The sequence below is a fragment of the Nocardia sp. NPDC057227 genome (assembly GCF_042669725.1).
In the GTDB taxonomy this organism is placed as follows: Bacteria; Actinomycetota; Actinomycetes; order Mycobacteriales; family Mycobacteriaceae; genus Nocardia; species Nocardia asteroides_A.
The window spans coordinates 146,360-162,675 of the sequence record NZ_JBHUXA010000008.1; the positions used below are offsets into that span (position 1 = coordinate 146,360).

Below are 16,316 nucleotides of genomic sequence, written 5' to 3' on the forward strand. Positions count from 1 at the left end.
CAGCAACGGGCCGCCGCGCGTCCCCGCGCGACGGCCCGTCGACAGCGCCTACTTGCCGGTCGCCTCGGCGTGCTCGTCGGCGGGCCGTGCCTCGGTCTGATCCTTGGCCCAGCGGTAGTCCGGCTTGCCCGCGGGCGACCGCTTGATCTCGTCCACGAACCACAGGCTGCGCGGCAGCTTGTACCTGGCGATGCTCTCGCACATCGTCGGGTGCAGCTCGGCCAGGGTGGGCTTGGCGCCCTCGCGCGGTTGCACGACGGCCACCACGCGCTGCCCCCAGCGCTCGTCCGAGACCCCGACCACGAGCGCGTCGAAGACGTCCGGGTGTGCCTTGAGCGCGCCCTCGACCTCCTCGGGGAAGATCTTCTCGCCACCGGAGTTGATGCTCACCGAGCCGCGGCCGAGCATGGTGACCGAGCCGTCCTCCTCGACCCGCGCGTAGTCGCCGGGGATGGAGTAGCGCACGCCGTCGTACTCGCGGAAGGTCGCGGCGGTCTTGACCGGGTCGTTGTAGTAGCCGAGCGGGATGAACCCCTTGCGGGCCAGGATGCCGATCTGGCCGGAGCCGGGCTCGACCGGCTTGCCGTCCTCGCCGAGCACCGAGGTGGAGGCGTCGATCTTGACCCGCGGCCCGCCGTCCGAGGCGCTGCCCTTGGCGACGACGCTGAGCCCGGCGAAACCCGTCTCCGACGAGCCGATCGAGTCGGTGATCATGGTGTTCGGCAGCAGCTCCAGGTACTTGTCCTTGAGGCTGGGCGAGAAGAGCGCCGCCGAGCTGGCCAGGGCGTAGAGCACGGAGTGCCGGTACGGCTCGCCGGTCTCCGGGTTGCCCTCGATCAGCGCGTCCAGCATGGGCCGCGCCATGGCGTCACCGGTGATGAAGACGACGTTGATGTCGTGCCGGTCGATGTGCTGCCAGACCCCGTGCCCGCTGAACTCCGGAATCATCACCAGCTTGCCGCCGCCGAACAGGCTCTGGAAGCTGGCCCACTGCGAGCCGCCGTGGATCATCGGCGGGATCGGGAAGCGGGTCAGCCCGGGGTTCGCGGCGCCCTGCTCGGCCAGCTCGGTCTCGGTCTTGACGTACTCGCCGGTCATGAAGTTGATGCCGCCGCCGAGCACCCGCCACACGTCCTCCTGGCGCCACATGACGCCCTTCGGCAGGCCGGTGGTGCCGCCGGTGTAGAGCATGTAGAGGTCGTCCGGCGAGCGCTCGCCGAAGTCCCGCTCGCCGCTCGCCGCGGCCAGCGCGGCCTCGTACTCGACCGCGCCGTCGGGGTACGCGGTGTCGGTGCCGTCCTCCACCACGACGAGCGTGCGCAGCGCGGGCACCTTCGCCCGGACCGCGGCGACCTTGTCGCCGTAGCGCCGCTCGTGCACGAGCGCCACCATGTCCGAGTTCTCGAAGATGTGCTGCAACTCGTTCTCGACGTAGCGGTAGTTGACGTTGATCATCACCGCCCGCGCCTTGAAGACCGCGATCATGGCCTCGACGGCCTCGATCGTGTTCCGCGAGTAGATGCCGACTTTGTCGCCCGGACGCACGCCTTGTTCGAGCAGGTGGTGAGCCAGTTTGTTGGCCCGCTCCTCCAACTGGGCGTAGCTGATCTCCCGGACGTCGTCGACCAGGGCGATCCGGTCCGGCATGAGATCGATGGCGTGCTCGACGAGATCCGCTATGTTGTAGCTCACAGAGCTAAAAATAGAACGTGTTACTGTTTCTGACAAGCCTCAGAAGTCAGGAGAACCCGATATGGCGCAGTGCCTCGTCGAGAAGCGGGACCACGTCCTCATCGTCACCTTGAATCGACCGGAGGCGCGGAACGCGCTCACCACCGAGATGATGGGCATCATGCTCGATGCCTGGGACCGGGTGGACGAAGATCCGGAGATCCGGGTCGCGATCCTGACCGGCGCGGGCGGCGCCTTCTGCGCGGGCGCCGATCTCAAGGGCATGACCAAGCAGCATCCGGGCGAGACCTTCACCGGCGGGTTCGACGCCACCACGCTGCCCGCGCTGCTCAAGGGGCGCCGGCTGCGCAAGCCGCTGATCGCGGCGGTGGAGGGTGCGGCCATCGCGGGCGGCACCGAGATCCTGCAGGCCACCGATATCCGGATCGCGGGCGAGAGCGCGAAATTCGGCGTCTCCGAGGCGCGCTGGGGGCTGTACCCGCTCGGCGGGTCGGCGGTCCGGCTGGTGCGCCAGTTGCCGTACACGATCGCGGCCGACATCCTGCTCACCGGGCGGCACCTGAAGGCCGCGGAGGCCAGGGAGATCGGGCTGATCGGCTACGTGGTGCCGGACGGGAGCGCCCTGGACAAGGCGCTGGAGATCGCGGCCGTGATCGCCGGGAACGGCCCGCTGGCGGTGCAGGCCATTCTGCGTACCATCCGGGAGACCGAGGGGATGCCGGAGGACGAGGCGTTCAAGATCGACGGCGAGGTCGGGATGGCGGTCTTCAAGACGAAGGACGCCAAGGAGGGGCCGCGGGCCTTCGCCGAGAAGCGGAAGGCGGTCTTCACCGGCGAGTAGTGGCGGCGCTGCCCGGTGCCACGGCGGTGGGCGGCCACCGCGGCACCGGGCGATACCGCCCAGCGGGCTACTCCGCCCCGGGGTAGTCCATCCAGAACGGCTCCCAGGTGTGGCCATCGGGGTCGATGAAGTTGCGGCCGTACATGCCGACGGCCGCCTCCTCCGCCTTCTTGGTCTCGTCGACCTCCTCGGTGGCGCCGGCCGCGAGCGCCGCGTCGACCAGCGCGTCCACCTCCTGCGCGCTGCCGAGCGCGAGCGCGTAGGAGGCGGCGCGGGCGGCGACCGTGTCCGCGGTCGGGCGCTTGCCGAAGGTCTGGAAGTACTCCCTGGTCAGCAGCATCAGGCAGATGTTGTCGTCGATCACGATGCAGGACGCGTTCGCGTCGGTGAAGTCCTCGTTCACCTTCCAGCCCAGCGTCTCGTAGAAGCGCTTGGCCCGCGGTAGGTCGGCGACGGGCAGGTTCACGAAAATCATCTTGCTGGCCACGGTGGCCTCCTGACGTGGTGCGTTCGGGGGTCACCAGAAGAGACGGCGCCGCGGGCCCGGATTCATCGCCTCCGAATTTCGGGGCTCAACTCTGTCGGGGCGCTGTGGCAGGGTGAGCCCATGGAGACCCCAACCGCTGCTACCGGCGCCGGTGTCACCCCGGAGGTGCTCACCGCCTTCGAAGGGCACCGGCGCGAACTCTGCGCCTACGCGTACCGCATGCTCGGCTCCTCGTTCGAGGCCGAGGACGCGGTGCAGGAGACCTTCACCCGCGCCTGGAAGTCCTACGGCTCCTTCGAGGGGCGGGCCAGCCTGCGGTCCTGGCTGTACCGGATCGCGACCAATGTCTGCCTCGACATGCTGGACGGCCCGCAGCGCCGGGCCAGGCCGATGGACATGAACGGGCCGTCCCGCCCGGATTCCACGCTGCCCGCCCCGCAGCCGGACTACGTCTGGGTCGAGCCGATCCCGAACGCGCTCGCCTTCGGCGCCGATCCGGCCGAGCACGCCAGCACCAAGGACACGCTGCGGCTCGCCTTCGTCGCGGCCTGCCAGCACCTGCCCGCCACCCAGCGCGCCATCCTGATCATGCGCGAGGTGCTCCGCTTCTCCGCGAACGAGACGGCGCAGGCGCTCACCATGTCGCCCGCCTCGGTGAACAGCGCGCTGCAGCGGGCGCGCGCCACCATGTCCAAGGTGACGCCCGCCGAGACCGACGAGTACGACGAGGCGAACGAGCAGCAGCGCAAGCTGGTCGACGATTTCGTCGCCGCCTTCGAGGCCTACGACATGGACACGCTGACCACGCTGCTCAAGACCGACGTCGCGCTCTCCATGCCGCCGCTGGAGCTGTGGGTCTCCGGGCCGCAGGACGTCGCCGCCTTCATGCTCGGGCACGGTGCCGCCTGCCGCGATTCCCGGATGGTGCGGCTGGCGGGCGCCAACGGCCTGCCCGCCTTCGGCCACTACAAGCCGAGCGGCGAGCCGGGGCGCTGGACGCCCTGGTCGATCACCGTGCTCGAGCTGGACGGCGGTGCGGTCGCCGGGCTGAATTTCTTCCTCGACACCGACCGGCTCTTCCCGCTCTTCGGGCTCCCGCCGGAACTGCGGGAGCCCGCCTGATTTCTAGAACGAGTTCTACCCCTGCACGAGCGGGGCGATCCGGCGCATGGACTCCAGGTCCGGCACCCCGATCAGAAGCATGGTGACGCCCGCCTTCTCCCAGACCGGGAGCTGCGCGCGCACGTGGTCCTCGTCGCCGATGATGGCGGTGTCGAGGATCATCTCGTCCGGCACCGCCGCGGCGGCCTCCGCCTTCTTCCCGGCCCGGAAGAGCTCGGTGATCTCGTCGACCTCGCGGTCGTAGCCCATGCGCCGGTACACGTGGGCGTGGAAGTTGAGTTCCGGCGCGCCCATGCCGCCGATGTAGAGCGACATCACCCAGCGCATCCGCTCGATCTCGGCCGCGGGGTCGTCGGTGACGACCACCTGGCAACTGGCGGCGATCTCGAAGTCCGCCCGCGAACGCCGGGCGCCCGCACGCGCGAACCCCTCGTCCAGCCACTCGTTGTACATCCCGGCGAGCCGGGGGGCGTAGTAGATGGCCAGCCAGCCGTCCGCGATCTCGGCGGTCAGCGCGACGTTCTTCGGCCCCTCCGCGCCCAGCCAAATGGGAAGATCCGCGCGCAGCGGGTGCGTGATCGGCTTGAGCGGCTTGCCGAGCCCGGAGGCGCCCGGCCCGGCGTAGGGCAGCGGATAGTGCGGGCCCGCGCTGGTCACCGGGGCCTCGCGGGCCAGCACCTGACGCACGATGTCGACGTACTCCCTGGTCCGCTGCAACGGCTTGGCGAACGGCTGGCCGTACCACCCCTCCACCACCTGCGGGCCGGAGACGCCGAGCCCGAGCACCGCCCGGCCGCCGCTCAGGTGGTCGAGGGTGAGCGCGTGCATGGCAGTGGAGGTGGGGGTGCGCGCGGAGAGCTGCACCACCGAGGTGCCGAGCCGCACCCGGCTGGTCCGCGAGCCCCACCAGGCGAGCGGGCCGAAGGCGTCCGAGCCCCACGACTCGGCGGCGAACACCGCGTCGAAACCGGCCGCCTCGGCCGCCGTCACCATCTCGCCGGCATTGGCGGGCGGGGCGGCCATCCAGTACCCGAGCTGCAATCCGAACTTCATGATCGACTCCCTTTCCTGCCAAGCCGCTTGCCAGCAGAATAAGAACCTGTTCTACTCGATATCGTGACTCAGGGGAATACTGCTTCCGCCGTCGTCGCGGCCGCACCCGGCAATGATCCGGATCATGCGCCCGACGTACTCAGCGCGCCCCTGCGGGTGCACTTCGACTACACCAGATCGGTCGGCCCGATCATCGGCGCCTTCCTCGGCGGTTTGCGCGCGGGCCGGATCACCGGCATCCGCGGCTCGGACGGCCGGGTGCTCGTGCCACCGGCCGAGTTCGACCCGGTGACCAGCGAGCCGCTGACCGAGTTCGTCGACGTGGCCGAGGTCGGCACCGTGACGTCGTGGAGCTGGGTGAGCGACCCGCTGCCCGGTCAGCCGTTCGACCGGCCCTTCGCCTGGGCGCTGATCCAGCTGGACGGCGCGGACACGGCCCTGCTGCACGCCGTCGACGTCCCGAGCGCGGACGACATCAGCACCGGCCTCCGGGTCCGGGTCCGGTGGGCGGCCGAGCGCGCCGGCTCGATCCACGACATCGCGCACTTCGTCCCCGGCGAAACCGCCGAGCCCGCGGCGGATTCCGCCGTCGCCGAGCCGGTGACCATCCTGACCACGCCGGTGGAGCTGCACTACAACCACACCGCCTCTCCTCAGGAAACGGTTTACCTGCGCGGACTGGCCGAAGGCAAGCTCATCGGCGGCCGCACCGACGCCAATGGCAAGGTCTACTTCCCGCCGCGCGGCGCCAGCCCCACCGACGGCATCCCCACCGACGACATGGTCGAGCTCAGCGACAAGGGCGTCGTCACCACCTTCTGCATCGTGAACGTGCCCTTCCTCGGCCAGCGGATCAAGCCGCCGTACGTCGCGGCCTACGTGCTGCTCGACGGCGCCGACATCCCGGTGCTGCACCTGGTGCTCGGCTGCGACGCGAGCGAGGTGCGGATGGGCATGCGGGTGGCGGCGGTCTGGAAACCGCGCGAGGAGTGGGGCCACGGGCTGGAGAACGTGGACCACTTCCGGCCGAGCGGCGAACCGGACGCCGACTACGAGACCTACAAACACCACCTGTGAGGCCAATCGTGACCGACCACGCCACCGACATCGCAGTCGTCGGCTTCGCCCACGCCCCGCACGTGCCCGAGACCTTCGGCACCACGAACGGCGTGGAGATGCTGGTGCCGATCTTCCAGAAGCTCTACGACCGGCTCGGAATCGACAAGTCGGACATCGACTTCTGGTGCTCCGGCTCCTCCGACTGGCTGGCCGGGCGCGCCTTCTCCTTCATCTCCGCGGTCGACTCGATCGGCGCGGTTCCGCCGATCAACGAGTCGCACGTGGAGATGGACGCCGCCTGGGCGCTCTACGAGGCGTGGGTGAAGCTCCGCTCCGGCCAGGCGCAGACCGCCCTTGTCTACGGCTTCGGCAAGTCATCGGCGGGCACCCTGCGCCGGACCCTGACCATGCAGCTGGATCCGTACCTGGTCGGGCCGCTCTGGCCGGACGCCGTCTCGGTGGCCGGGCTGCAGGCGCGCGCCGGACTGGACGCAGGCCGCTGGTCCGAGCGCGACATGGCCGCCGTCGCCGCCGGGACCGATGGCGATGTGGACGCACTGCTCGCGAATCCCTACACCGCCAACCCGTTCCGCGCGCACGACGTCGCGCCGGTGACCGACGGCGCCGCCGCCATCGTGCTCGCGGTCGGCGACCGGGCCCGCGAACTCTGCGATCGCCCCGCCTGGATCACCGGCATGGCGCACCGCATCGACGCGCAGGCGTTCGGCGTCCGCGACCTCACCCGCTCGCCCTCCACCGCGGCGGCCGCGCAGGCCGTCACCGGCGGCGACACCGCGGGCTTCGACATCGCCGAGCTGCACGCGCAGTTCAGCCACCAGCAGCTGATCCTGGCCGACGCCATCGGGCTGCAGCCGGAGACCAGGATCAACCCCTCCGGCGGCGCGCTGGCGGGCAACCCCATGTTCGCCGCCGGGCTGGAGCGCATCGGCTACGCGGCGGAGGCGATCATCTCGGGTTCCGCGAACCGGGCGCTGGCCCACGCCACCAGCGGCCCCGCCCTGCAGCAGAACCTGGTCACCGTCATCGAATCGGAGAACCGATGAGCTTCCCGGCCGCGGTGCTCGGCACCGGTCAAACCAATCACGTGACGAAACGCACCGACGTGTCCATGGCGGGCATGTGCCGGGAGGCGATCGATCGCGCACTCGCCGATTCCGGCGTCACCATCGCCGAGATCGACGCCGTCGTCGTCGGCAAGGCGCCCGACTTCTTCGAGGGCGTCATGATGCCGGAGCTGTACATGGCCGACGCGCTCGGCGCGGTCGGCAAGCCGATGATCCGGGTGCACACCGCAGGCTCGGTGGGCGGCTCGACCAGCGTCGTCGCCGCCAACCTGGTGCAGGCGGGCGTACACAGGAAGGTGCTCGCGGTCTCCTGGGAGAAGCAGTCCGAGTCGAATGCCATGTGGGCACTGTCGATTCCGGTGCCCTTCACCATGCCGGTCGGTGCGGGCGCGGGCGGCTACTTCGCCCCGCACGTGCGCTCCTACATCCGCCGCTCGAGCGCGCCGCTGCACATCGGCGCCATGGTCGCGGCCAAGGACCGGCGCAACGGCGCCAAGAACCCGCTCGCGCACCTGCGCCAGCCGGACATCACCGTGGAGTCGGTGCTGGCCTCGCAGATGCTCTGGGATCCGATCCGCTTCGACGAGACCTGCCCCTCCTCGGACGGCGCCTGCGCGCTGGTCATCGGGGACGCGGAGGCCGCCGAGGCGGTCGAGGCCACCGGCCGCAAGGTCGCCTGGGTGCACGGCACCGCGATGCGCACCGAACCGACCACCTACGCGGGCCGCGACCAGGTGAACCCGCAGGCCGGGCGGGACGCCGCGGCCGCGCTCTGGGAGGCCGCGGGAATCAAGGATCCGCTGGCCGAGATCGACGCGGCCGAGATCTACGTTCCGTTCTCCTGGTTCGAGCCCATGTGGCTGGAGAACCTGGGCTTCGCCGCGCAGGGCGAGGGCTGGAAGCTCACTGAGAAGGGCGAGACCGAGATCGGCGGCCAGCTGCCGGTGAACCCCTCCGGCGGCGTGCTCTCCTCCAACCCGATCGGCGCCTCCGGCATGATCCGCTTCGCCGAGGCGGCCAAGCAGGTCATGGACCGGGCCGGTGATTACCAGGTGCCCGGCGCGCGCAAGGCGCTCGGCCACGCCTACGGCGGCGGCTCGCAGTACTTCTGCATGTGGGTCGTCGGATCGGAGCGTCCGGAATGAGCGCCCCGCTGAAGTTCACCGTCGGGATCGCGCTGAGCCCGCTCGAGCAGCTGCCCGCGCTGGCGAAGACCGCCGAGGAGGTCGGCTTCGCCTCCATCGCGCTGCCCGACTCGCTCTTCTACATGGAGTCGGCGGCGGCCAAGTACCCGTACACCGCGGACGGCAGCCGATTCTGGGGCGCGGACACCCCGTGGGTGGATCCGCTCATCGCCACCGCCGCGATGGCGGCGGTCACCACGACGCTGCGGTTCTACACCAACGTGCTCAAGCTCGGCTCGCGCAATCCGCTGCTGCTGGCCAGGCAGGTCGGCTCGGTGGCGAACCTCTCCGGCAACCGGTTCGGCTTCGGCGTCGGGATCGGCTGGGCGCCGGAGGAATTCGAGTGGTGCGGGGTGCCCTACGCGCGCCGCGGCGCCCGGGTGGACGAGATGATCGAGGTCATCAAGCTGGTGCTGGCCGGCGGGATGGTCGAGTACCACGGCGAGTTCTTCGACTTCGACAAGCTGCAGATCAGCCCCGCGCCGAGCCAGCCGGTGCCGTTCTACGTCGGCGGGCACACCGCGGTGGCGCTGCGCCGGGCCGCTAAGGTCGGCGACGGCTGGGCCTCGGCCATGATGACCTACGACGAGCTGGTCACGACCATCGGCACGCTGCGCGAGCTGCGCGCCGAGTACGACCGGGCGGACGACCCGTTCGAGATCCAGGCGGTCTGCGTCGACAAGTTCGGCCGGGCCGGGTACCAGGATCTGGCCGACGCGGGCGTCACCGACGCCATCACCATGCCCTGGCTGGCCGACGGCATCGGCTTCGACGGGCCCATCGAGGCCAAGCAGGAATCGATGCGCAAGTTCGCCGCCGAGTACATCACCGACCCGATCGTGGCCGCGTCGTGAGCGGCACGGCGCGCGAGGCCGGGCTGGCCTCGCAGGCGGCGGTGCGGGCTCGCGACAAGGACGCCTGGCTCGCGCTCTTCGCCCCGGACGGGGTGGTCGAGGACCCGGTCGGACCCTCCGGCTTCGACCCCGAGGGCAAGGGGCACCACGGTCCCGAGGCCATCGCCGCGTTCTGGGACAAGGCGATCGCCCCCACCGACGCCATCGAGTTCCACTTCGGCGACTCCTTCGCCTGCGGGAACGAGATCGCCTTCACCGGGCTGATTCGCTCCACCCTCGGCGGGCACGTAATCGACGCCGAGGGCGTCTTCACCTACCGCATCGACGCGCAGGGCCGCATCGCCGCCCTGCGCGCCTTCTGGGAAGTGGACCGGGCCATGAAGACGGCTCGCCCCGCCTGACAGACCGGTACGAAGAAGCCCCCGCGAGCTTCGCGGGGGCTTCTTCCATTGCCTACGGCGTGTAGTTCACCGGCAGGTGCTTGATCCCGTTCAACCACCCGGACCGCAGCCGCTTCTCGCCGCCGATCCGGCTGATGTCCGGCAGGTGATCCGCGATCGCGTTGAAGATCAGATCGACCTCGAGCCGGGCCAGGTTCGCCCCGATGCAGAAGTGCGCCCCGGTCCCGCCGAACGACAGGTGCGGGTTCGGGTCGCGCGTGATGTCGAAGGAGTCGGCGTTCTCGAAGACCTCTTCGTCGAAGTTGGCCGAGCGGTACAGCATGACCACCCGCTGCCCCTTCTTGATCTCCACCCCGCCGAGCTCGACATCCTCCAGCGCGGTGCGCTGGAACGAGGTCACCGGCGTGGCCCAGCGGATGATCTCGTCCGCCGCCGTCGCCGGCCGGTTCTTCTTGAACAGCTCCCACTGGTCGGGGTGCTCGAGGAACGCCATCATGCCGTGCGTGATGGCATTGCGCGTGGTCTCGTTGCCCGCCACCGCCAGCATGATGACGAAGAAGCCGAACTCCTCCTCGCTCAGCTTGTGGCCGTCCAGATCCGCCTCGATGAGCTGCGTGACGATGTCGTGCGCCGGGTTCGCCTTGCGATCCGCCGCCATCTGGTACGCGTACATCAGGATCTCCGCCGACGAGGCGGCCGGATCCACGTCGATGTCCGGGTCGTCGTACCCGGTCATCTCGTTGGACCAGGTGAAGAGCTTCATCCGGTCTTCCTGCGGCACGCCGATCAGCTCGGCTATGGCCTGCAGCGGCAGCTCCGAGGCGATCTGCTCGACGAAATCGCCGGTGCCCTTCTCCGCGGCCGTCTTGACGATCTGCTCGGCCCGGTTGGAGAGCTCCTCGCGCAGCCCGTTGATCACGCGCGGGGTGAAGCCGCGGCTGATGATCTTGCGCAGCTTGGTGTGCTCCGGCGCGTCCTTGTTGATCAGGACGAACCGCTGCAGCTCGATCTGCTCGCGGGTGATGTCGTCGTTGAACCGCGGGATCGCGGTGTTCTCGTGCGTCGAGAAGACGTCGCTGCGGCGCGAGATCTCCTTGACGTCGGCATGCTTACTGGCGACCCAGAACCCTCCGTCGCGGAACCCACCGACCTCGCGCGACTGCTCGTTCCACCAGACCGGCGCAGCCCGCCGCAGCTCGGCGAATTCCGCGGTCGGAACCCGGTCGGCATAGATGGCCGGGTCGGTCACATCGAAGCCCTCCGGCAGGTTCGGCCGGTTCCGTGTGTCTACCACCAGATGTCTCCTTCGACACTGTCCTCGAACGACAAACTGAAACACGTTCTACACTCATTACAGCACATAGTGCGTGAACACGTTTCATTTTTATCCCGAAGGAAAGGGTGGAGATGGGCACTCCCGTCATCGTCGAAGCGGCCCGTACCCCGATCGGCAAGCGCCGCGGTCAACTCTCCGGCTTGCACGCCGCGGAGCTCCTCGGCGCCGCTCAGCGCGGCATTCTGGAGCAGGCCGGGGTCGATCCGGGCCTGGTGGAGCAGGTCATCGGAGGCTGCGTCACCCAGGCAGGCGAACAATCCAACAACATCACCAGGGTGGCGTGGCTGAACGAGGGGCTGCCCTGGCAGGCCGCCGCCACCACCATCGACACCCAGTGCGGCTCGGCCCAGCAGGCCGCGCACCTGGTGGCCGGGCTGATCGCGACCGACGCCATCGAGATCGGCCTCGCCTGCGGGGTGGAGGCCATGAGCCGGGTTCCGCTCGGCGCGAATGTGGGCGAGAACGCGGGCCCGCGCCGGCCGGACTCCTGGAACATCGACCTGCCGAACCAGTTCGAGGCGGCGGAGCGGATCGCCAAGCGGCGCGGCATCACCCGCGCCGACGTGGACGAGTTCGGCGCGCGCTCGCAGCGGCTGGCCGCGCAGGCATGGGCCGAGGGGCGGTTCGACCGCGAGGTGCTCACGGTGACCGCGCCCGAGGTGGACAAGGAGGGCAACCGCACCGGCCAGACGCTCTCGGTCAGCCGGGACCAGGGGCTGCGGGAGACCACCGCGGAGGGGCTCGCCGCGCTGAAGCCGGTGCTGGACGGCGGCATCCACACCGCGGGCAGCTCGTCGCAGATCTCGGACGGCGCCGCCGCCGTGCTGCTCATGGATCAGGCCGCCGCCGAGCGGGCCGGGCTGCGGCCGCGGGCCCGGATCGTCACCCAGGTTGTGGTCGGCGCCGAGCCCGAGTTCCACCTGGACGGCCCGGTGCAGGCCTGCGCCCGGTTGCTGGAGAAATCCGGGATGAAGATCGGCGATCTCGACCTGTTCGAGATCAACGAGGCGTTCGCCTCGGTGGCGCTCTCCTGGGCGCGAGTGCACGAGCCGGACTTCGACCGGGTCAATGTGAACGGCGGCGCGATCGCCATCGGGCACCCGGTCGGCTCGACCGGATCCCGTTTGCTCACAACGGCTTTGCACGAGTTGGAGCGGACCGGCGGGAGCACCGCGATGGTGCTGATGTGCGCCGGCGGCGCGCTCGCCACCGGCACCATCATCGAGCGGCTCTAGCCCGGAAGTGTCGATTCCGGTCGGTTTCGTTGAACGTTCATCTCCCAGTGGCGAGAACGTGTTGTACACCACATGTCAGCAAACCGGCCGGAATAGATGAGACATCAGCTACTTTCGAGCGAACTTCGGTCCGGCGTCGACCGTTCGCCCGACAGGCGGGAACCGCTGCGATGTGCCGCTCGCCCAGAGACCCTCGCGTCAACCCGCAAACGTCGATTCGAAGCCACTTCAGTCGTTGGGGTGGCGTGAGGCGTCAGGAAATACGCAATCAGGCGTAGGTTTTCAGTTACTGAGCCGCTAATATCAATGATAGGTATCCGAGATAACCTCTCTTAGTACAGCGAAGGGAATTGGGCGGCTCACAATGGCTGATTTCGCGGCGCGGCTGAACAAGCTGTTCGAAACCGTGCATCCCCCGGGGCGCAAGCCGCACACCAACGCGGAGGTTGCGGCAGCGCTGACAGCCTCCGGGCATCCGATCTCGAAACCGTACCTGTCGCAGTTGCGCTCGGGGCAGCGGACGAACCCGTCGGACGAGACGGTGGCGGCACTGGCCAAGTTCTTCAAGGTCAAGCCGGACTACTTCTTCAACGACATCTACGCGGCCAAGATCGACCACGACCTGGAGCTGCTGTCGCAGCTGCAGGGCTACGGGCTGCGCAGACTGTCGAGCCGGGCGTTCGACCTCTCCGAAGAATCGCAGAACCTTCTCACCTCCATGGCGGAGAAGTTGCGAGCCAGCGAGGGATTGCCGGAAATTCCTCCGGACGGGACGGAATAGGGTTACACGACGACGCGGAGCGGTGCGGTCCAGGGGGCCGCACCGCTCCGCGTTGTGAGCCATCACAACCGGGCAGCTCCGCACCGGGACACTTCCGGACATCCGGGTGTCCAGTGTGTGCGCTTAACGTTCATCTGCACGTGCATTCGCAAAAATGCACGAGCGAAGCGAAACGGATTCCCGTCGGATCGATAGTGGTGGTTCCGCCGACATTCCATCCGGCAGCGATTCCGACCCATCGGTCCGATCGGCGAATCTCCAGCGGACCCTCCGAGTGCCCCCGGAATTACGGGCACCCAAATTCATCCGATCAATGTCGGAGGTGCGCGCCGCGGCCCGGTTCGAAGGCGCGGGCAATCGCCTGCACCCAGCCGCGCGGGCTGATTCCGGCGGGCGGCGCGAGCCAGCGCGCGTCCACCCCGTCGGTGCCGCGCGGATCGCGCGCCCAGCGGGCGACCGCGGCCGCCCGTTCGGGCATCGAGGCAGGCGGCCTGCCCGCGGCGAACCGCGCTCCGCCGCCCGCCTGCAGGTAGAGCGCGTCCATGATCTGGGTGATCTGGTCCGAGGCGCGCAGCTGGGTCGACCACGCCGACTGCTCGTGCGCGATGACCTGCGGAAAGCGGTGCACCAGCAGGCTGTGCAGCGCGTGCGTGCGGCGCATGAGCAGCCGGGCGCGCACCCACAGCTCGACCACGATCCAGACCGCGCCGAGCCCGATCAGCAGCGCCGCGAGCTCCCACAGCAGGCCGAACGGGAGCGCCGCGCCCGCCGCCCGCGCCGGCTCTCCCGCCGCGGCCGCGCGGATCTCGCCCGCGGCGAGCACCCCGACCACGGCGGTGCCGGCGGTGTAGAGCGCGATGCCGCGGCCGAGCGCGGTCCAGTCCAGGTTGCGCAGGCCGGTGACCACCACCAACAGGCAGCCGAGCGCGACGACGGCCCAGCCGAAGGTGGTCGACCAGGCGATCGTCACCACCGCTGCGGCGGTGCCGACGCCGTAGATTCCGGCCGCGATCCGGCGGAGGTTGCCGCGCGAGACCACCGGCCAGGCCGCCGAGGCCACCACCGAGGTGGCGGTGGCGAAGCCGATCCAGGCGGCGGTGTGGATCGCGCTGGAGAACAGCCCGGACGGCAGCCCGCCGGGCAGCGCGTGGTCGAGCGCGAGGCCGATCTCCGGGACCGCGGTGGTCGCGGCGGTGGCCACGGCGCCGACCGCGACCACGATCGCCACCCGCGCGGTGGTGGCCGGCTTGACCAGCACCCGCCCGACCCGCGCGCCCGCGGCGATCCAGACCAGCATGGCGGTGATCCACGGCGTCATCCGAGTGCCTCGTCGAATCGCAGGACCGAGACGCCGGCGCCCCGGTTGGTGAAGACGCGCAGCCGCGTCATGAGCATGGCGGCGAAGGTCTCGGCCTCCCACTCGGCGTGCTCGTCGGCGCCGTCGGAGACGATTTCGTGCGCGCGCTGGCTGAGCATGTACGCGATGAGGTCGTCGCTCGCGGCCAGCGTGACCTCCTCGGCGGGCGCGCCCTCGTGCGCGAAGACGATGTGGCCGAGTTCGTGGGCGAGGGTGTGGTCGCGGCCGGGCAGCGTCTCGGCGAGCACGATGACGTCGCGGTCGGGGTAGCGGCGGCGCTGGCCGCAGACGCCGGGGCCAAGCCTGGCGCTGGTGATCTCGATGTCACGGCCGCGCTCCGAGCCGATGGCGTGCACCACCTCGTCCAGGGTGGTGGCGTCGGAGTCGGCGGCGACCGCGCAGACGGCGTCGACCGCGGCGGCGACGCGGCGGTACGAGCGGGAGAGGGTTCTGGTCATCGGTCGCGTCCCCGTCCGAAGAATTCGGCTCGCGCGGCGTCGAGCCTGGCCTGCGCGGCGGCGGCGCTGCGGAAGCTCACGGCGCCGGAGGCGGCGGCCGCTATGGCCATGGCGGCGAGGCCGCCGAGTACCGGGAAAAGTGGGGCCGCCGGGATCGGATCGCCGTCGGCGGTGATGCGGACTTCGGGGTCGGGTGGGTTCGATTGCGGTGCAGCGTTTTCCGGAGCACCGATGGGGATCGGGGTTCCCGGTGGCACAGCGGGTCTCGGTGGTGCGGCCGAGTTCGGGGCCGCCAGGGTGGCGGGAGCTTCCGCGCTGTCGGCGACATCGGAACCCCCATCGGCACCCGGCGTCTCCGGGCTGCCCGCACCAGCCGAACTGCCCGCACCAGCCGGGCTGCCCGTGCCGTCGGGGCTGTCCGTGCCCTCTGGGCTGCCCGCACTATCCGGGCTGCCCGTGCCGTCGGGGCTGTCCGAGCCCTCGGGGCGCTCGGCGCGCTCAGGGCCGCTCTCGCGCTCCGGGGCATCGAGAGTGCCCGGATTGTCCGGATCGGGCGTCTGTGGATCAGCTGGGGTCGGTTCCACGCCGGGCTGCGACAGGGACGGGAGGGCGGGGAGCGGGATGAGGAGGAGCAAGGGGACGGCGGAGGTGAGGGCCAGTGCCGTCGCGGTGGAGATGAGCGCGCCCGGGTCGAACGCGACAGGCTCCGCTTTTTCGGGCTCGGGCGTGCCGGACCCGGCCTGCCCGCCGACCGACCCGGCCACGCCCAGCTCGAGACCGGCCGATACCGAGAGCCCGATACCCCCGGAACCGATTGCGCCCACACTGATTCCGGCCGACCCGATGAACATCAGCCCGAGCCCGGCCGACCCGGCACCGAGCAGCACCGGCGGCGGGGCGACCGGCGGCACGGCGGCGGTGGTGCGCACCGCTGATCCGGCCTCGATCTTCCGCTCGAGTCCAGCGGTGCTCTCCGCGGTCGAGGTCGGCGCCTCCGTCGGAACGACCTCCGCCGTCCGGGTCACCGACACGCCCGTCGACGACGGCGATCCCTCCGCCGTGGTCGACGGCAGCACCTCTTCGGTAGTGTCTGGCACAGAAGAAGTGCTGGTCGGCGCCTCCGACGGCGTCACACTCGGCGTGGTGGTCGCGGACGGCGTCGATGAAACCGTCTCGGACGGCTCGGCAAGCGCCCCGACCTGGACCGACAGCGCAATCACGGCAACAGCCGCAGCAACTGCTATCGGGCGAATCGAACGACCACCGGGCATGCGCCAGCCTTCCCCTCCTGAAACGAGCTCGACCCAAGGGCCTGCTGCTGTTTCAGTCAGGGGATTCGGGCGAACGCGAGCCCATCATAGCCGGGGCGCA

16 protein-coding genes are annotated in these 16,316 nt (G+C 70.0%); 9 read left to right on the forward strand and 7 right to left on the reverse strand.

Translation table 11 applies throughout. From position 1 onward, the window contains the following. Nucleotides 1-48 precede the first annotated feature (48 nt). Entirely contained in the window at nt 49-1,692 is a 1,644-nt protein-coding gene (locus ACFUJ1_RS14015) for an acyl-CoA synthetase (protein WP_378645536.1), read from the reverse strand. Between the two features lie 61 nt (nt 1,693-1,753). Between ACFUJ1_RS14015 and ACFUJ1_RS14020 the strand changes: the two genes are divergently transcribed. Then, a complete protein-coding gene (locus ACFUJ1_RS14020; RefSeq protein WP_378645538.1) occupies nt 1,754-2,533 on the forward strand; it encodes a crotonase/enoyl-CoA hydratase family protein in 780 nt (259 codons plus the stop codon). Nucleotides 2,534-2,600: 67 nt separating this feature from the next. Here ACFUJ1_RS14020 and ACFUJ1_RS14025 read toward each other — a convergent pair whose 3' ends face one another. Further along, complete coding sequence (locus ACFUJ1_RS14025) at nt 2,601-3,020, reverse strand: VOC family protein (RefSeq protein WP_233015765.1); 420 nt, start codon at nt 3,018-3,020, stop codon at nt 2,601-2,603. A 120-nt stretch (nt 3,021-3,140) separates the two neighbouring features. Here ACFUJ1_RS14025 and ACFUJ1_RS14030 point away from each other — a divergent pair, with 120 nt between their 5' ends. Beyond that, nucleotides 3,141-4,142 carry a sigma-70 family RNA polymerase sigma factor gene (locus ACFUJ1_RS14030; protein WP_378645539.1) on the forward strand — a complete coding sequence of 334 codons (1,002 nt, stop codon included), beginning with the start codon at nt 3,141-3,143 and terminating at the stop codon, nt 4,140-4,142. Between the two features lie 15 nt (nt 4,143-4,157). Here ACFUJ1_RS14030 and ACFUJ1_RS14035 read toward each other — a convergent pair whose 3' ends face one another. Further along, nucleotides 4,158-5,195, reverse strand: coding sequence for an LLM class F420-dependent oxidoreductase (locus ACFUJ1_RS14035; protein ID WP_378645541.1), 1,038 nt, complete (start codon nt 5,193-5,195; stop codon nt 4,158-4,160). A 63-nt stretch (nt 5,196-5,258) separates the two neighbouring features. Here ACFUJ1_RS14035 and ACFUJ1_RS14040 point away from each other — a divergent pair, with 63 nt between their 5' ends. From ACFUJ1_RS14040 to ACFUJ1_RS14060, 5 genes are read left to right on the forward strand one after another with little or no spacing between them, the layout of a single operon-like run. Further along, nucleotides 5,259-6,272: a Zn-ribbon domain-containing OB-fold protein gene (locus tag ACFUJ1_RS14040; protein ID WP_378645542.1), complete on the forward strand. Its 1,014-nt coding sequence runs from the start codon at nt 5,259-5,261 to the stop codon at nt 6,270-6,272. Nucleotides 6,273-6,277: 5 nt separating this feature from the next. Beyond that, nucleotides 6,278-7,318, forward strand: coding sequence for a thiolase domain-containing protein (locus tag ACFUJ1_RS14045; protein ID WP_378645733.1), 1,041 nt, complete (start codon nt 6,278-6,280; stop codon nt 7,316-7,318). Next, nucleotides 7,315-8,484, forward strand: a complete 1,170-nt coding sequence (locus ACFUJ1_RS14050) for a thiolase domain-containing protein (protein WP_378645543.1) — start codon at nt 7,315-7,317, stop codon at nt 8,482-8,484. The genes ACFUJ1_RS14045 and ACFUJ1_RS14050 overlap by 4 nt, the downstream gene beginning before the upstream one ends. An 8-nt stretch (nt 8,485-8,492) precedes the next feature. Beyond that, nucleotides 8,493-9,377: a TIGR03619 family F420-dependent LLM class oxidoreductase gene (locus tag ACFUJ1_RS14055; protein WP_378645735.1), complete on the forward strand. Its 885-nt coding sequence runs from the start codon at nt 8,493-8,495 to the stop codon at nt 9,375-9,377. After that, nucleotides 9,374-9,778 (forward strand): nuclear transport factor 2 family protein, encoded by a 405-nt coding sequence (locus ACFUJ1_RS14060; RefSeq protein ID WP_378645545.1) that lies wholly within the window; start codon nt 9,374-9,376, stop codon nt 9,776-9,778. Before ACFUJ1_RS14055 ends, ACFUJ1_RS14060 begins: the two co-directional genes overlap by 4 nt. Nucleotides 9,779-9,830: 52 nt before the next feature. Here ACFUJ1_RS14060 and ACFUJ1_RS14065 read toward each other — a convergent pair whose 3' ends face one another. Then, complete coding sequence (locus ACFUJ1_RS14065; protein WP_378645546.1) at nt 9,831-11,072, reverse strand: cytochrome P450; 1,242 nt, start codon at nt 11,070-11,072, stop codon at nt 9,831-9,833. Nucleotides 11,073-11,185: 113 nt separating this feature from the next. Between ACFUJ1_RS14065 and ACFUJ1_RS14070 the strand changes: the two genes are divergently transcribed. Both ACFUJ1_RS14070 and ACFUJ1_RS14075 read left to right on the forward strand, forming a co-directional pair. Next, entirely contained in the window at nt 11,186-12,349 is a 1,164-nt protein-coding gene (locus ACFUJ1_RS14070) for a steroid 3-ketoacyl-CoA thiolase (RefSeq protein ID WP_378645548.1), read from the forward strand. Nucleotides 12,350-12,713: 364 nt separating this feature from the next. Beyond that, nucleotides 12,714-13,130, forward strand: coding sequence for a helix-turn-helix domain-containing protein (locus tag ACFUJ1_RS14075; RefSeq protein ID WP_011207048.1), 417 nt, complete (start codon nt 12,714-12,716; stop codon nt 13,128-13,130). A gap of 310 nt (nt 13,131-13,440) precedes the next feature. On the opposite strand, the gene ACFUJ1_RS14080 is transcribed toward ACFUJ1_RS14075, so the two are convergent. The 3 genes from ACFUJ1_RS14080 to ACFUJ1_RS14090 are packed head-to-tail and all read right to left on the reverse strand — an operon-like array spanning nt 13,441 to nt 16,165. Beyond that, nucleotides 13,441-14,448, reverse strand: coding sequence for a hypothetical protein (locus tag ACFUJ1_RS14080; protein ID WP_378645549.1), 1,008 nt, complete (start codon nt 14,446-14,448; stop codon nt 13,441-13,443). Then, nucleotides 14,445-14,945 (reverse strand): ImmA/IrrE family metallo-endopeptidase, encoded by a 501-nt coding sequence (locus ACFUJ1_RS14085; protein WP_378645551.1) that lies wholly within the window; start codon nt 14,943-14,945, stop codon nt 14,445-14,447. The genes ACFUJ1_RS14080 and ACFUJ1_RS14085 overlap by 4 nt, the downstream gene beginning before the upstream one ends. Further along, entirely contained in the window at nt 14,942-16,165 is a 1,224-nt protein-coding gene (locus ACFUJ1_RS14090; RefSeq protein ID WP_378645552.1) for a hypothetical protein, read from the reverse strand. Before ACFUJ1_RS14090 ends, ACFUJ1_RS14085 begins: the two co-directional genes overlap by 4 nt. Nucleotides 16,166-16,316 lie beyond the last annotated feature (151 nt).